This is a genomic window from Halobacterium bonnevillei, from assembly GCF_009831555.1.
GTDB classification, from domain to species: domain Archaea; phylum Halobacteriota; class Halobacteria; order Halobacteriales; family Halobacteriaceae; genus Halobacterium; species Halobacterium bonnevillei.
Window position 1 is genome coordinate 1 of the sequence record NZ_WUUU01000086.1, and the last position, 12,975, is coordinate 12,975.

A 12,975-nucleotide genomic window follows, 5' to 3' on the forward strand; every position below is an offset into this window, starting at 1 on the left:
GTGCGGCGTCCGGCAGTCGCTTCAGCGGCACGGCGTGCGCTTCGACACCCGGAAGGCCGTAGAACGCCGTCTCCGCGCCGAGACAGACCGCGGCCACGTCGTAGTCCAGCGTCGACCCGCCGGCGAACTCGACGCGGCGCCGCTCGCGGTCGATCGATTCGACGGTCGCCACCTCCACGCGCGCACGGTCGAAAATCTCCGACAGCGGTACCTCGATGTCGTCGGCGAACGACGGCCGCCGGATCACCCGGTGGAGTTCGTGCTGGACGAGGTGCTGGCCGTCCTCGTCCACGACCACGACGTCGACGTCCGCCGGGAGGCTGTTCGACAGCCGCTTGGTCACCACGACGCCCGCGTATCCGCCACCCAGAACCACGACTCGCATGCAGTCTCGTACGGTCGACAGCACCAAAACGGTGTCCGCCGTCGAACCCGAGTCGGACGACCCGGGAAACGGTCCTAGAACAGCGCTTCGCTCTCGTCGAGGACGCTCGCGGGACCGCCGACGTGCCAGACGTCAGTCTCGACGCCGCAGTCGCCGATTGCGGCCTCGACCTGGTCGGCGTGCTCGGCGTCCGTGTTCACGTACACGGTCGCGCCCGTGTCGGTCGAGAAGTAGACCGGGACGCCGTCGTCCCGGAGCGCGCGTACCTCGTTGAAGATCTCGAGGGTATCGGGCTGCCAGTACACCCACCCGGAGGGACCTGTCATTGTGGTCGCGGCCAGCGACAGCGAGTCGTGTTCGGCCGTCTCGAAGACGCGCTCGAAGTCGCCGTCCGCGAGCGCGTCCCGCATCTCCGCGAGCTGGTCGTGCATGTGCGCGAGTCGTCCTTCGAACATGTGGCTGTCCGCGGCCTCCGCGTGCGCGTGCTCGGTCTCCTTGTAGGACGGCACCTTCCCGACGACGATGCGGACGTCGTCCGCGAATTCGTCGGGGACGTCGATGCGTTCGCTGCGGCAGTCCTGGTCGTTGAGTCCGGCGTGGAGGTCCGAGAATCCGCCCGTAACTGCACGCGCCGCGGAGGACGACCCGCGTCGAGCGATGGTTGAGACGTCGGGCAGTGAGAGGTCGAGGCCGGCGGCTTCGACGCACGCCAGCGCCAGCGCCGCGAACCCGGAGGAGGACGACCCGAGGCCGATGTTCGACTGGAAGTTGTTCCGGCTCTCCACCTGGACGCGGTGGTCGATGCCGGCGCGGTCCCGGACCTCGTCGACGACCGTGCGGATGCGCTCCGCGCCGCGGCCGTCGACCAGCTCGCCGTCGACGACGTAGGCGTCGTCGTCGCGACTCGGATCGAACTCGACGGTGGTCGTGGTGTTGCTCGGCGCGGTGCAGACGCTGATGGAGTCGTGGTAGGGGAGGCGGAGGGCTTCGTCGCGCATCCCGTGGTACTTCACCAGCCCCTGGATCGGGTGGGCCTTCGCGGTCGCTTTCATACCCCCACGGGCGGCTGTCGCGCGCATAAACGTCCCGGAAGCCGACTGGCGGGCGTCCTTCGCACGCGGGAATAAGTATAAACGAACATATGTGCAAGACACTCACACACATGAGTGGGCAGCGAGCGTGGTCGTTCCGAGACAGCATGGCCGAAGCCATCGATGCCGCCGGGAGCCCAGTCGAGCTGATGCGCGACCTCGGCGTCGGCGAGTTCACGAAACTCCCGGCCGAATACACGAACTGGATCGAGGAACAGCGGGCGTGGCGGGAGTCGGTCGCGCTCGCCGACCAGTCCTACCACATGACCGACCACTACGTCGAGGGGCCCGAGGCCCTGGCGTTCTACTCGCGGTTCGCGGTCAACAGCTTCGAGCAGTTCACACCGGGGACGGCCAAACAGCTCGTGGTCGCGAACCCGAGCGGGGAGTTCATCGGGGACGCCATCCTCTTCAACCTCGGCGACGACGAGTTCCTGAGCGTCGGCGCGGCCGCCGCGCACAACTGGCTGCAGTACAACATCGAGACCGGCGACTACGACCTCACCGGCGAGATCCAGGGGCGGCCGGTGGCGACCGGTGAGGACCCGAACTACTTCCGGTTCCAGCTACAGGGCCCCGACGCCGTCGACGTGATGGCGAAGGCGGCCGACGACCCGATTCCCGAACTGGGCTTCTTCAACTTCGACACCGTCTCGGTGGCGGGCCACGACGTGCAGCTACTGCGCCACGGGATGGCCGGCGAGCGCGGGTACGAGTTCTGGGGGCCCTACGAGCACGGTGACGACGTCAAGGACGCCGTCCTCGAAGCCGGCGAGGCGTACGACGTCCGGCGGCTCGGCAGCGAGAGCTACCAGACAGCCAACGTGCTCCTCGGCTGGATCCCCCTCGTCGTACCCGCAATCTACGGCGATGAACTCCGGGAGTACCGGGAGTGGCTGGACGTCGGCAGCGGCCTGCTGTCCATCGGCGGGAGCTTCGAGTCCGACGACATCTCCGACTACTACTTCACGCCGATCGAAGTCGGCTACGGCCACATCGTCGACTTCGACCACGACTTCGTCGGGAAGGAGCCGCTCCGGGCGGACGCGGAGAATCCGGCCCGCGAGAAGGTCACGCTCGTCTGGAACGACGAGGACGTCGTCGACGTGTTCGCGTCGCTGTTCATCGACGGCGAGACGCACAAATTGATTGATATGCCCCACCCGCGGTGGGTCGCGTGCCCGTACGACGAAGTGCGCAAAGCCGGCGAGCACGTCGGCATCTCCACCGACAAGAGCTACATCTACAACGAACGGGCGCTGCTTTCGCTGGCCGTCGTCGACACCGAGTACAGCGACCCCGGTACGGAGGTGACGCTCGTCTGGGGGGACCCCGCGGAGACCGAGAATCCGGAAGTCGAACGACACACGCGGACCGAAATCCGCGCGACGGTAGCGCCCGCCCCGTATCGAGAGGACAAGCGCTGAACGGCCGTGCGGGTGATACCACACTGGGGCTCGCGACGAGTCCGGTACAGCGAAGAGGGCGTCTCCCCACGCGCGGTGTATGGGCACGCCGCTGGACACGCCGACCGAACAGGCCGAAGAAGTCATCGACCGCCTCCAGGAGGAGTACCCCGAGCCTGAGATTTCCCTGCAGTTCTCGAACCGCCTCGAACTGCTGGTCGCGGTGATCCTGTCCGCGCAGTGCACGGACGAGCGCGTGAACGCGGAGACGGAACACCTCTTCGAGAAGTACAAGTCGCCGGAGGACTACGCGAACGCAGACGAGGCGGAGCTGGCGGAGGACCTCAACTCCATCACGTACTTCAACAGCAAGGCCGGCTACCTGAAGAACGCCTGCCAGCAGATCGTCGAGGAGCACGACGGCGAGGTCCCGGACACGATGTCCGAGCTGACGGACCTGCCGGGCGTCGGCCGGAAGACGGCGAACGTCGTCCTGCAGCACGGCCACGACGTCACCGAGGGCGTGGTCGTGGACACGCACGTCCAGCGACTCTCCCGACGACTCGGCATCACGGAGGCCAAACGGCCGGAGAACATCGAGGACGAACTGATGTCGGTCGTGGACCGCGAGTACTGGCAGAACTTCACGCACTGGCTCATCAGCCACGGCCGCGACACCTGTACCGCCCGGAACCCGGACTGCTCGGAGTGCCTGCTGGAGGACATCTGTCCGTCCTCGAAGGTCCAGCACGACGTCGACCTCGCGGACGGCAGCGAGTGGTAGGTCGGCGACGCTCCGACTCGCCCCGTCGCAGTCTGTGGGTAAGTCTCTGTTTTGCCCTCGACCGACCGGGGTAAAATACCGGCTTTAGTTTTGAGAGACGTTTTGAAGGTGTGACGTGTACGCCGGAGTAGATGCCCGGAAACCGCCTGCTGCCGTCGCGCTCGACAGTCGAGCGGGGGGACGGTTCGCGCGTCGTCGGCATCCGCGAGGACGCGGCCGACGAGGTGTTCGAAGCGCTGTCCTCGCGGACCGCACGCGAGATACTCGCCGCCCTCTACGAGGAGCCGGACACGGCCTCGAGCGTCGCCGACGAAGTCGACACGTCGCTGCAGAACGCCACCTACCACCTGGAGAATCTCGTCGACGCCGGCCTCGTGGAGATCGCCGACACGTGGTACTCCGAGCAGGGCCGCGAGATGAAGGTGTACGCGCCCGCCACGGAGTCCCTGGTCGTGTTCGCGTCTGACGAGGCGTCGACGCCGTCGCTGAAGGAACGCCTGTTGAACGTCCTCGGAGCGCTCGGCATCCTCGGCGTCGCCAGTCTCCTCGTCCAGCGGCTGTTCGGCGGACAGGGCGGTTCGGCGACGGACTACCAGTCCAGCGGCGAGGCTGGTGGGGGCGCCGGGGCCGCAGCGACCACGGAGGGTGATGACATGGTCGTCATGGACCAGGCCGGCAACGAGACGACCGAGGAGGTCGAAATGGCGGCCGAAGCGACGACGACTGTCGCGGACTCTGCGGCAGGCGCCGCCCAGGGGGTACCGCCGGGCTTGCTGTTCTTCCTCGGCGGGCTGCTCGCGCTCGCGCTCGTCCTCGCGTTCGTCTGGTACCGTCGCCGGTAAGCCCCGATCTCCCTGATTCGGCGTTTCAGAACGACGTCTGGTACTTCACGGCGAACCGGGCGACGCCGAGCACCCACGCGATCAGCCAGCAGACCACGTAGCCGACGACGCCAGCGCGCAGGCGCTTGCGCCAGTCGTCCATGTTCTCGTGGATCTCGTCGAGGTCCACGTCCTGGTCGGGGTCGTTGTAGAGGTTGTACTCGCGTTTCGCACGGAGGATCGGGACGATGCCCGTGAGCGCGAACACGAGTAGGGCGTAGGCCTGCACGCCGAAGAACGCGTGGAGCGCGGCGAACCCGCCGAGTTGGTCGAACAACCGGGGGAGCATCCACGCGACGACGGGGACAGTGTTCAGCGTGAGGCCGACGAAGATGTACGCGAGGTGGTGTCGCAGGGTCGCCCAGTACACCGTCTCGGCGTCGATGATGATCCACGCGCCGTAGATGTAGAAGGGGAAACTCGCGGTGACCATCGCTCCGGCGACTCCAGCCACCACGACGTCCTCGACCATGCTCGGGTCTTTGCGGCGGGCAACTAAACGGGTTCGGCTTGGTCCCGTGCCGCGGGAAGCTCCGTCCCGAACCGCCTGGGAGACCCGCTCTATCCCGAACGTTCGTGACGTAGCAACGTTTTCCACCCCGGGAGTGGTACACGTTGGCATGGGTGTCCAGGATTCGCTCAGCATCGACTCCGTCGCCGTCGTCCCGGAGTACTGCTACCGGTGTGGTGCCGCCCTGGGGACTCACGAGTTCGAGGGCACCGAACTGCCGTGGTGTCCCGACTGCAACACCGTCTTCTCGAGGAATCCCGTGCCGGGCGTCCACGTTGTCGTCCACGACGACGACAGCGCCCTGGTGCTGGACGAACCGATTCCGCAGCACGAGGGCGTCCTCAGCCTCCCGGGCGGCCACGCTCGCCCCGACGAAGCTCCGAAGGACGCCGTCGTCAGGGAACTCGCGGAGGAGACCGCGCTCCAGGCTGACCCGGCCGACTTGCGCTTCGTCACCGTGCTCCACGCGGACCTCCCGGAGGTCGCGTTCTATCTGCTGACGTACGCCGTCGAGCGCTCCGACGTCGACGGCGACATCACCACGGAGTTCGAGGACGGCGAAGCGTACTTCGCGCCCCTGGACGACCTGCGCGCGAACCCACAGCAGATCCGGGATTCGGACCTGGACCGGATCGAGCAAGCGCTGGAGGCCTGACCGCGCGGCGTCGCGCCAGGTACGTACACAAGACGTTTACCGGGCCCGTCGCAGACTTCAATTATGCCGCGCGTACGACTCGCTGCAATCGCCCTCCTCGTCGTGGTCGCGGGCTGTACCGGGGTTTCCGGCGACGCCACGACGACAGACGACCCAGGTGCGGGCCCGACGACCGAACTGACGACCGAACCCGCCACGGAACTGACCACAGACTCCACGAGCGACGGGACGACTTTCGACGGCACGGAACCCCACACGGCCCAGGGGACCTCCCACATCGACACGCACCTTGTCGTCGACCCCCAGAAGGGCGTCGACAACGTGACCGTGACACTGGGAACGGGTGGAAACGCGGAGACGTACCCGGTCGAAGTCGGATATCTCGACCTGACGCGCGAAATCCACGAGCGCGGCCACCGGGTCCAGGTGGTGGTCGAGCGCGGGAACGAGACCGTCTTCGAACAGACCGTCTACGGCCACCAGTACTACCGCGTCACCGTCTCGGAAAACGACACGAGCGTCACCCAGACCGTCGTCTGAAGTCCGGGGACGGGGAGGTCGGAAAGGTTTACCCGCTCGGTCTGCTACTCGCGGCTAATGACGGACGCCAGCGGTGGCGAGGACCCTGCGGCCCCCGGTGACGACGCGGGGGAGAGCGACGAGGACGACGTGGCACCGGGCGAGGACGTTTCGGGTGACAGTGCGTACGTCCCCGACGCCGAGTCCCAGGCCGAACTCCGCGAGCAGGTGGAGGACGCGTACGACTTCGAGGAGTTCGGGCCGCGGGAGATGGCGGAGATGGACGCCGACGAGTGGGACGCCGCGTTCGACCCGGACACGTGGATTACGGGCGAACAGTTGCTGGACCGCGTGGAGGCCGACCTCCGGCACCGCGTCGCGACCCGGGACGTGTTCGCCGTCGTCGAACGCGACAGCATCGACGGCGAGCCGGTCGTACTCGCGTACTCCGACGAGGGATACGCAGTCGTGTACGCGGACGGAACTGTCCAGGGGAGTGGCACCGTCCTCCGCGACGTGAAGCCGACTGTCGCGCTGTGCTCGATGGACGACTACGACGCGCCGGACGCCCCCGAGCACGCGGGACTCCCCGACCCACAGGACGTTCCCGAAGGGAGCGGGGGCATTGGCACGAAACTGCTCCAGTACGTCGGCCTGGCGCAGCTCGTCGCCGGCGTCCTCCTGTTCCTGGCGCCGTTCGTGTACGACCCACTCGTCCGGACGTGCCCACCGGTCGAGGGCGCGACCGGTCGAGCGTGTACTGTCGCCGGCGCGACGCTGGAACTGCACCCGCTGGGGAACTCCGCCATCATCGCCGTCATCGCGGGGGTCGGATTCGTGTTGTTCGGCGCGCTCATGTTGGTCATCGTCGCGAACGCGCGCCTGTCGGACCGGTTCCGGTCCGAAGAGTTCCGCCAGCGGCTCCGCGCGGCGGGCGTCGGGGAGGGCGAACGGCCGGAGTTCGTTCCGGAAACGGACAGCGAGCGGTAACCGGCTGGAACGGCACGCAGCGCCGGTAGAACCCGAGTACTGCGCGTCTCCATCCGGGCGGCCATCGGTGGGTTTATGCGGATGCCATCCTGACTCGGAACTGTATGAAGAGGCGGGACTTTCTGAAGATTGCGACCGGCTCTGCCGGCGGCGCCGCAGCCATCGGTGCGGCCGGTGCACGGTCGTCCTCCAGGCCTGCCGCATTCCAGGAGGGCGAGGAGAACAACACGACCTCCGGGAATGGCACCGAGGGCAACGCGACGACAGGTGCCGACGGCCAGGAGGGCGAACTGCCGGGCGCGGGGACGACGGAGACGGTGGCGGTCGGGCCAGGCGGGAACAACGTCTTCGACCCGGAGACCGTCTACATCCAGCGCGGTGCGACGGTCGAGTGGGTCTGGGAGTCCCCGGGCCACAACGTCCACGCGACGGACGTGCCCGAGGACGCGGAGTGGGACGTCCAGACCGAGATTACGGGTCCTGACTTCACGTACTCGTACACGTTCGACGGGCCGACCGGCGAGTACCACTACGTCTGTGACCCCCACGAGAGCGTGGGCATGGTCGGCGACGTCGTCGTCAACGAGTCCGGGGAGGAACCCGGCGGCGACGGCGGCGGCGGTGCAGAACTAAACCCCGAACACATGGGCGTGCCGTTCCAGGCACACTTCGTCGGGATCGCGACCATCCTGATGATGCTCGTGTCCCTGGTGTACACGTTCTTCGTCCTCAAGTACGGCGAGTCACAGCACGCGAGCGCACCTAACAAAGAATAATGTCTTCGAAAGGATCCAACTACGGCGACATCCACCGGTACGAGCCCGCTCGCGAGAGCACGGCGGCGACCATCGCCATCGTGTTGCTGACGTTCGTGGAGATCGTCTTCGTGGCGTTGTTCGCGTACGGCCTCGTGGCTGGCTGGGGGCTGGACCCCACCGGGAACATGTACCTCGGGTTCCTCCTGGCGGCCATCTTCATCGACCTCTCGTTCGTCCTGCTGTTGTACCGCAAGGAGTTCCTCCCGGACGTGATGATCGTGAAGAAGCGCCGCCGGAAGTGGGAGGACCTCTACGTCCGCGAGGACCAGGTCGACGGCGTGACCGCGATGGACGACACTGTCGAACAGTTCAAGAAGGCAGTCTACCCCTACTACAAGAAATAACCAATGTCTGACAAATATCCAGAGAGTTCGGGGCGCCGCCGATTCGTGAAAGGCGTCGTGGGGAGTGCGGCCGTCGCGGGCGTGGGCACGGCCAGCATCGCCGCAGTCGACGCAATCACGAACCCGACAGGCGCCGGTGGTGGCTCCACCCAGTACTTCGGCGTCGAGAACACCGCCGGCCCAGCGCCGCGCGCGATGCCGATGGTACCCCTCGAGACCGACGAGGAGGGCTACCTCCGGGGAGTCTACCCCGAAATCAAAGAGGAGGAACAGGCCGGCCAGACCGTCCAAGTCGCTCGCGAGGAACTCGGCGGCATCACGTACGAGATCGACTGGTTCCAGTACTGCGGCGTCCAGGAGTACCAGGGGCTCCAGCCGAGCTACGACGGCGACAACTACTTCCGGTACACGGGGGGCTCCACCTACGACTGGCAGCCGTCGTCGGGCCGCATGCACGTCGACGACTTCGACGACTACGAATCCTGGGCCAACGACTACGGCGAAGCGGGCATCGGGAAGCCCGCGAAGGGGACGTGGCGCTCGCAGGACACGGACAACAACATTCCCGTCCAGATTATCCGCAGCAGCGTCCTCGAGGACAAAATCGCCGAGGAGAGCGGTGAAGCCATCGACTGGCTGGAGGCCGCCACCGAGGACGGCTTCATGGCCATCCTCAACAAGTGCACGCACTTCTGCTGTGCGCCCAGCGGCTTCCGGTCCTCGAACTACGGTGGCGCCGGCGACAAGATCTACTGCCAGTGCCACCAGTCCATCTACGACCCGTACAGCATCGTGAAGCGGCGCTTCGTCGCGTTCCCGCGCCCGGAGGACGGATAACATGAGTATCGAACGCAAGGACGACCACGACCACGACGCCTGGATCCAGGAGAAAGACCTGACGCCCGTCGAGCAGTCGTTCCTGACCGTGCTCGTGTGGCTGGACAAACGGCTCCGGCTCGTCGACTACCTGGAGCTGCTGGAGACCCTCTACTACCGGGTCAACCTCCAGATGCCGAAGAGCCACACCGAACAGTACAACCTCGACAACAAGTTCTGGTACTGGTACCCGCTGTACTCGCTGGGGTTCTTCTCGACAGTCGCGTACATCGTCGCGGCGATATCCGGCGCGCTCCTCGGGTTCTACTACTCGCCGTCCGCGGCAGCGGGCAGCGTCGACATCGAGGGCGCGACGGTCGCGTACAGCACCGTCGCCGCCATCATGACGGACCTCAACTTCGGGTTCTTCCTCCGGTCGCTGCACCGGTGGGCGGCACAGGTGATGACCGCCGCGGTGTTCCTCCACATGCTGCGGGTCTACTTCACGGGCGCGTACAAGGAACCGCGCGAGGTCAACTGGATCATCGGCATCATCCTGCTCAGCCTCACGATGGTCTTCGGGTACACGGGCTACCTGCTCCCGTGGGACCAGCTGGCGTACTGGGCGGGCCAGATCGGCGTCGAGATGAGCCTCTCCATCCCGCTCATCGGCGAGTGGGTCGCACAGCTCATGTTCGGCGGCTTCTCCCTGGGGCAGGCGACGCTCCAGCGGATGTACATCCTGCACGTGTTCCTGCTTCCGTTCATCGTGACGACGGTCATCGCCATCCACCTCGCGCTCGTCTGGATGCAGGGAATCGCGGAACCCCACTAGAACAATGACGGACGACAACTCCGACGACACGGCTCGCACCGACGGCACGGGCATCGTTCCGCCGGACGACGAGACCCCGACGTGGCGCGAACGCAAGGAACGCACGACGGGGCTCTCCCGGCTGACCTACGAGTACTTCGAGCGCTCACGGCGCGAAGACCAGGACCTCCGCGAGGAGTCCGACTACGTCGAACGCGACGTGCTCGCGTTCCCGGTGTGGCCCCACGAACTCATCCGGAACCTCGCGCTCACGAGCTTCTTCGTCGGCATGATCTTCTTCCTGTCGGCGACGCTGCCGCCGCACCTCGGCGCGCCGGCGAACCCGAGCCAGACCCCGGCGGTCATCCTGCCGGACTGGTATCTCTACTGGTCGTTCGGCCTGTTGAAGCTCGGCCCGCTGAACCCCGACCTGGCCATCATCGGCGGCGACAAGCTGTTGGCCGACCGAACGTACGGCGTCCTCGCGAACGTGGTCGTCGTCGGGTTCATCGCGATCGTGCCGTTCCTCAACAAGGGGAGCGCGCGCCGCCCCGTCGAGCAGCCGTTCTGGGCTGCCATCGGCGTGATGGGCGTCGTGTTCGCGGTGTTCATCAGCGCGCTGTCCATCAAGAACCTCGTGCCGATGGACCCGCACCTGCTGTTCGACCTGACGTTCCTCGTGCCGCCGCTGGCGGGCGGGATGGCGTACGCCATCCTGAAGACGATGCGGGAGGGGTACATGTACGACCTCAACCGCCGCTACTACAAGCTCCGGCCGCCGAAGTAACCGCGCTCCGGGCGTCCCGGCGCGCTCTTCACTGATTCTGTTCGGACTCTTTGGCTTCGCTCACTGCAGATTCGCCGACGGTCCGTGTTCCCCGCTGCAGATTCGCCGACGGTCCGCGTTCTTCGCCAGCGGCGCGCGTCGCCGAATTCGAGCGCGCACGACCGCGGAAGTGAAGTGCCGTCCCACCGTCTGTACAGGCAATGAGTGACGAGAGCCGCGGCCGGGACGTCGTCGTGCCCGAGCGCCTCTACAAGTCCGTGACCGTGTTCTCCACGCTGTTCGCGGTCGTCGCCGTCGTCGGGGGGTTCATCGCGCTGGACGTGGCGACGAACGCCGGGCGGGCGGCGGCCGCGGACGTGAACGTGCTCGTAGCGGTGCTCGGCGTGCTCCTCATCGCCGCCGGGGGGCTGGTGTACGCGTTCGCGTCCCGGTTCCGCGCCAGCGGAATGGCAAAGGATAAAGACAGCGGCGACGAAACTCCCGATAATGGCTGACGAGTTCGCGAAAGGGCTCGGGCTCCTGACTGGTGCGGGCCTCATCTGGATGGTGCTGGCTGGCTGGTACAAGACGCCGAGTTTCGAGGGCGCACAGCTCACGGGTTCGCCGCCGGGCGAGCTCTCGATGCTCGGCGAACTAGCGATCGTGTTCCTCGAGTCGATGTTCTGGCTCGCGATCTTCGGCGCGCTGCTGTTCTGGGTCGGCGTGCCACTGGGGCGCGAACTGTACGCGAAAGTAGAGGGCGAGTAGGCGTTCTTCTGGCGGGCCCGAGTGCCCGCATCGCCGTTCGAACTGGCTGGAGAGCGGCGGGTCCGCGCAGACTGGCAGTTCCGGAGACGTCCCTCAGCGACCGGTTTCGTCGGCTCCTTGACGCTCCCAGGAGGCCTCCATTCGGGGCAGCCTCCGCCGGACAACCGAGTTACGGAGTAGCAACGAAGTGTGACCGGGAGGTGGCAACGACACGAGTCCGGGGCCAACTTGAAGAATCGTCGACGAGACTACCGAGCGTCGGGCCGCACACTCCCGCATTCTCTGTCGCGTACCGAACTCGAACCCCAACCCGACCAGGGGCCGACCCGTGAACTGGGACGTCTGCCAGCGAGAGACAACTCCACGTAGCAATCGCGGGTCAGGCGGCCGAACGCGGACGCGAGCGAGCGCAGGCCTCAGATGACCTGTGCCCAGTACGGCTCGATGAGGAAGAAGAGGCTGAGGTACCCGGCGTACAGCAGCGTGATTGCCGCGCCGACCATCGCGCCCTTCGGAGCGTCGAGGCCGAGTCCCTCCCGGACTTCGACCTTCCGGGCTTCGAGTTCGAAGAAGTCCGCGACGAACGTCCCGACGACGAGTATGGACAGCACCATCCCCGAGTGGGCGTGCAGCGTCATGTAGTAGAGGCTCAGCACGACCAGCCCCCAGGAGGTGAACGCGTGGAACGGATGCCACGAGAGCGCGTCCGCGCCGTCCTCGGCCTGGCGCTTGTGGGCGCCGTGGGCGACCCGCCGACTGACGAAACTCAACACGACCATGGCCAGCACAGCGTGCTCGATGTAGGGCGCGAGCAGCGTATCGAGTGGCCCGAAGAGCGTGACCGATGGATCTACCATGGCCGAATGTCGTTCAGTCGCGGTATTAGGTCTTTTCCAATCACTCGAAGGTCGCGACCGGCGACGAGGACGGGACGACGGCGACCGGAAGCGGGTCGCCCCAGTCGAGCGTGACGGACTGGTGGGCGTCCGCGGAGCCGTTGTCGCGGCCGTCGACGAGCAGCGAGACGTCCGCGTCGTCGCGTACGACCGTCAGCGTCACCGGCGGGTCGAGCACCCACCGCGAGCGCTCCGGACGGAACTGCGCCACGGGAACGACGGACAGCGAGCCCGCGCCCCCGGGACAGCAGCGGGCCGTCCGCGTCTCTGGCGTAACCGTGGCTGCCCGCGGGCGTCGCGGCGACCACGCCGTCCGCGCGCACCTCGTCGACGCGCTCGGTGCCGGTTTCTACGGCGTACTCGGAGATGCGAGCGGGTTCAGCGGTTACCATGAACACGTCCGCGAGCGCGCGGGTGTCGACGCCGTCGGTCGTAACCGACAGCGTCTGGCGCTCGCGAACGTCGTACTCGCCGGCCGTCAGGGCTGCGAGCGCGTCCTGCAGGTCGTCGCGGCCGACGCCCCCGTATTGC

19 protein-coding genes are annotated in these 12,975 nt (G+C 66.7%); 14 read left to right on the forward strand and 5 right to left on the reverse strand.

What is annotated here, in order from left to right; translation table 11 throughout:
• Positions 1-385 (reverse strand): FAD-dependent oxidoreductase (locus tag GRX66_RS11120; protein WP_159526624.1); only part of this gene is annotated, 385 nt, incomplete at its 3' end.
• Between the two features lie 74 nt (positions 386-459).
• The gene (gene mvaD / locus GRX66_RS11125) at positions 460-1,437 is read right to left on the reverse strand and encodes a phosphomevalonate decarboxylase MvaD (protein ID WP_159526625.1); all 978 of its coding nucleotides are present in this window, start codon (positions 1,435-1,437) and stop codon (positions 460-462) included.
• A gap of 110 nt (positions 1,438-1,547) precedes the next feature.
• On the opposite strand from mvaD, the gene GRX66_RS11130 reads away from it, so the two are divergent.
• From GRX66_RS11130 to GRX66_RS11140, 3 genes are all read left to right on the forward strand, one after another.
• Positions 1,548-2,903, forward strand: a complete 1,356-nt coding sequence (locus tag GRX66_RS11130; protein ID WP_233745471.1) for an aminomethyl transferase family protein — start codon at positions 1,548-1,550, stop codon at positions 2,901-2,903.
• A gap of 79 nt (positions 2,904-2,982) precedes the next feature.
• The gene (nth, locus tag GRX66_RS11135; RefSeq protein WP_159526626.1) at positions 2,983-3,666 is read left to right on the forward strand and encodes an endonuclease III; all 684 of its coding nucleotides are present in this window, start codon (positions 2,983-2,985) and stop codon (positions 3,664-3,666) included.
• A 131-nt stretch (positions 3,667-3,797) separates the two neighbouring features.
• The gene (locus GRX66_RS11140) at positions 3,798-4,508 is read left to right on the forward strand and encodes an ArsR/SmtB family transcription factor (RefSeq protein ID WP_159526627.1); all 711 of its coding nucleotides are present in this window, start codon (positions 3,798-3,800) and stop codon (positions 4,506-4,508) included.
• Between the two features lie 25 nt (positions 4,509-4,533).
• Here the strand turns inward: GRX66_RS11140 and GRX66_RS11145 are convergent, their stop codons facing one another.
• Positions 4,534-5,019 carry a DUF7321 family protein gene (locus GRX66_RS11145; protein WP_159526628.1) on the reverse strand — a complete coding sequence of 162 codons (486 nt, stop codon included), beginning with the start codon at positions 5,017-5,019 and terminating at the stop codon, positions 4,534-4,536.
• Between the two features lie 148 nt (positions 5,020-5,167).
• On the opposite strand from GRX66_RS11145, the gene GRX66_RS11150 reads away from it, so the two are divergent.
• From GRX66_RS11150 to GRX66_RS11195, 10 genes are all read left to right on the forward strand, one after another.
• Positions 5,168-5,713, forward strand: a complete 546-nt coding sequence (locus GRX66_RS11150) for an NUDIX hydrolase (RefSeq protein ID WP_159526629.1) — start codon at positions 5,168-5,170, stop codon at positions 5,711-5,713.
• A 63-nt stretch (positions 5,714-5,776) separates the two neighbouring features.
• Positions 5,777-6,253: a hypothetical protein gene (locus GRX66_RS11155; RefSeq protein ID WP_159526630.1), complete on the forward strand. Its 477-nt coding sequence runs from the start codon at positions 5,777-5,779 to the stop codon at positions 6,251-6,253.
• Between the two features lie 57 nt (positions 6,254-6,310).
• Positions 6,311-7,222: a DUF7319 domain-containing protein gene (locus GRX66_RS11160; RefSeq protein ID WP_159526631.1), complete on the forward strand. Its 912-nt coding sequence runs from the start codon at positions 6,311-6,313 to the stop codon at positions 7,220-7,222.
• 104 nt (positions 7,223-7,326) lie between these two features.
• Positions 7,327-7,998 (forward strand): plastocyanin/azurin family copper-binding protein, encoded by a 672-nt coding sequence (locus tag GRX66_RS11165; protein ID WP_159526632.1) that lies wholly within the window; start codon positions 7,327-7,329, stop codon positions 7,996-7,998.
• Positions 7,998-8,384 (forward strand): DUF7318 family protein, encoded by a 387-nt coding sequence (locus GRX66_RS11170; protein WP_159526633.1) that lies wholly within the window; start codon positions 7,998-8,000, stop codon positions 8,382-8,384. Before GRX66_RS11165 ends, GRX66_RS11170 begins: the two co-directional genes overlap by 1 nt.
• Before the next feature lie 3 nt (positions 8,385-8,387).
• Complete coding sequence (locus GRX66_RS11175) at positions 8,388-9,221, forward strand: Rieske 2Fe-2S domain-containing protein (protein WP_159526634.1); 834 nt, start codon at positions 8,388-8,390, stop codon at positions 9,219-9,221.
• A gap of 1 nt (position 9,222) precedes the next feature.
• Positions 9,223-10,035 (forward strand): cytochrome b, encoded by an 813-nt coding sequence (locus tag GRX66_RS11180; protein ID WP_159526635.1) that lies wholly within the window; start codon positions 9,223-9,225, stop codon positions 10,033-10,035.
• 4 nt (positions 10,036-10,039) lie between these two features.
• Positions 10,040-10,801: a cytochrome bc complex cytochrome b subunit gene (locus tag GRX66_RS11185; protein WP_159526636.1), complete on the forward strand. Its 762-nt coding sequence runs from the start codon at positions 10,040-10,042 to the stop codon at positions 10,799-10,801.
• Between the two features lie 200 nt (positions 10,802-11,001).
• Entirely contained in the window at positions 11,002-11,295 is a 294-nt protein-coding gene (locus GRX66_RS11190; protein ID WP_159526637.1) for a DUF7315 family membrane protein, read from the forward strand.
• Positions 11,288-11,548 (forward strand): DUF7314 family protein, encoded by a 261-nt coding sequence (locus GRX66_RS11195; protein ID WP_159526638.1) that lies wholly within the window; start codon positions 11,288-11,290, stop codon positions 11,546-11,548. The genes GRX66_RS11190 and GRX66_RS11195 overlap by 8 nt, the downstream gene beginning before the upstream one ends.
• Positions 11,549-11,964: 416 nt before the next feature.
• Here the strand turns inward: GRX66_RS11195 and GRX66_RS11200 are convergent, their stop codons facing one another.
• On the reverse strand, positions 11,965-12,405 hold the full coding sequence (locus GRX66_RS11200) for a DUF7313 family protein (protein WP_159526639.1): 441 nt from the start codon (positions 12,403-12,405) through the stop codon (positions 11,965-11,967).
• Complete coding sequence (locus tag GRX66_RS20795) at positions 12,399-12,836, reverse strand: hypothetical protein (RefSeq protein WP_394351524.1); 438 nt, start codon at positions 12,834-12,836, stop codon at positions 12,399-12,401. Before GRX66_RS20795 ends, GRX66_RS11200 begins: the two co-directional genes overlap by 7 nt.
• Between GRX66_RS20795 and GRX66_RS19985 the strand changes: the two genes are divergently transcribed.
• On the forward strand, positions 12,723-12,975 hold a 253-nt coding region (locus GRX66_RS19985; RefSeq protein WP_233745473.1), incomplete at its 3' end, for a hypothetical protein. The genes GRX66_RS20795 and GRX66_RS19985 overlap by 114 nt on opposite strands.

Bases quoted from the DNA above. Each gene is read 5' to 3' on its own strand.
- mvaD (WP_159526625.1), bottom strand. From the start codon at position 1,437: ATGAAAGCGACCGCGAAGGCCCACCCGATCCAGGGGCTGGTGAAGTAC.
- GRX66_RS11130 (WP_233745471.1), top strand. From the start codon at position 1,548: ATGAGTGGGCAGCGAGCGTGGTCGTTCCGAGACAGCATGGCCGAAGCC.
- nth (WP_159526626.1), top strand. From the start codon at position 2,983: ATGGGCACGCCGCTGGACACGCCGACCGAACAGGCCGAAGAAGTCATC.
- GRX66_RS11140 (WP_159526627.1), top strand. From the start codon at position 3,798: ATGCCCGGAAACCGCCTGCTGCCGTCGCGCTCGACAGTCGAGCGGGGG.
- GRX66_RS11145 (WP_159526628.1), bottom strand. From the start codon at position 5,019: ATGGTCGAGGACGTCGTGGTGGCTGGAGTCGCCGGAGCGATGGTCACC.
- GRX66_RS11150 (WP_159526629.1), top strand. From the start codon at position 5,168: ATGGGTGTCCAGGATTCGCTCAGCATCGACTCCGTCGCCGTCGTCCCG.
- GRX66_RS11155 (WP_159526630.1), top strand. From the start codon at position 5,777: ATGCCGCGCGTACGACTCGCTGCAATCGCCCTCCTCGTCGTGGTCGCG.
- GRX66_RS11160 (WP_159526631.1), top strand. From the start codon at position 6,311: ATGACGGACGCCAGCGGTGGCGAGGACCCTGCGGCCCCCGGTGACGAC.
- GRX66_RS11165 (WP_159526632.1), top strand. From the start codon at position 7,327: ATGAAGAGGCGGGACTTTCTGAAGATTGCGACCGGCTCTGCCGGCGGC.
- GRX66_RS11170 (WP_159526633.1), top strand. From the start codon at position 7,998: ATGTCTTCGAAAGGATCCAACTACGGCGACATCCACCGGTACGAGCCC.
- GRX66_RS11175 (WP_159526634.1), top strand. From the start codon at position 8,388: ATGTCTGACAAATATCCAGAGAGTTCGGGGCGCCGCCGATTCGTGAAA.
- GRX66_RS11180 (WP_159526635.1), top strand. From the start codon at position 9,223: ATGAGTATCGAACGCAAGGACGACCACGACCACGACGCCTGGATCCAG.
- GRX66_RS11185 (WP_159526636.1), top strand. From the start codon at position 10,040: ATGACGGACGACAACTCCGACGACACGGCTCGCACCGACGGCACGGGC.
- GRX66_RS11190 (WP_159526637.1), top strand. From the start codon at position 11,002: ATGAGTGACGAGAGCCGCGGCCGGGACGTCGTCGTGCCCGAGCGCCTC.
- GRX66_RS11195 (WP_159526638.1), top strand. From the start codon at position 11,288: ATGGCTGACGAGTTCGCGAAAGGGCTCGGGCTCCTGACTGGTGCGGGC.
- GRX66_RS11200 (WP_159526639.1), bottom strand. From the start codon at position 12,405: ATGGTAGATCCATCGGTCACGCTCTTCGGGCCACTCGATACGCTGCTC.
- GRX66_RS20795 (WP_394351524.1), bottom strand. From the start codon at position 12,836: ATGGTAACCGCTGAACCCGCTCGCATCTCCGAGTACGCCGTAGAAACC.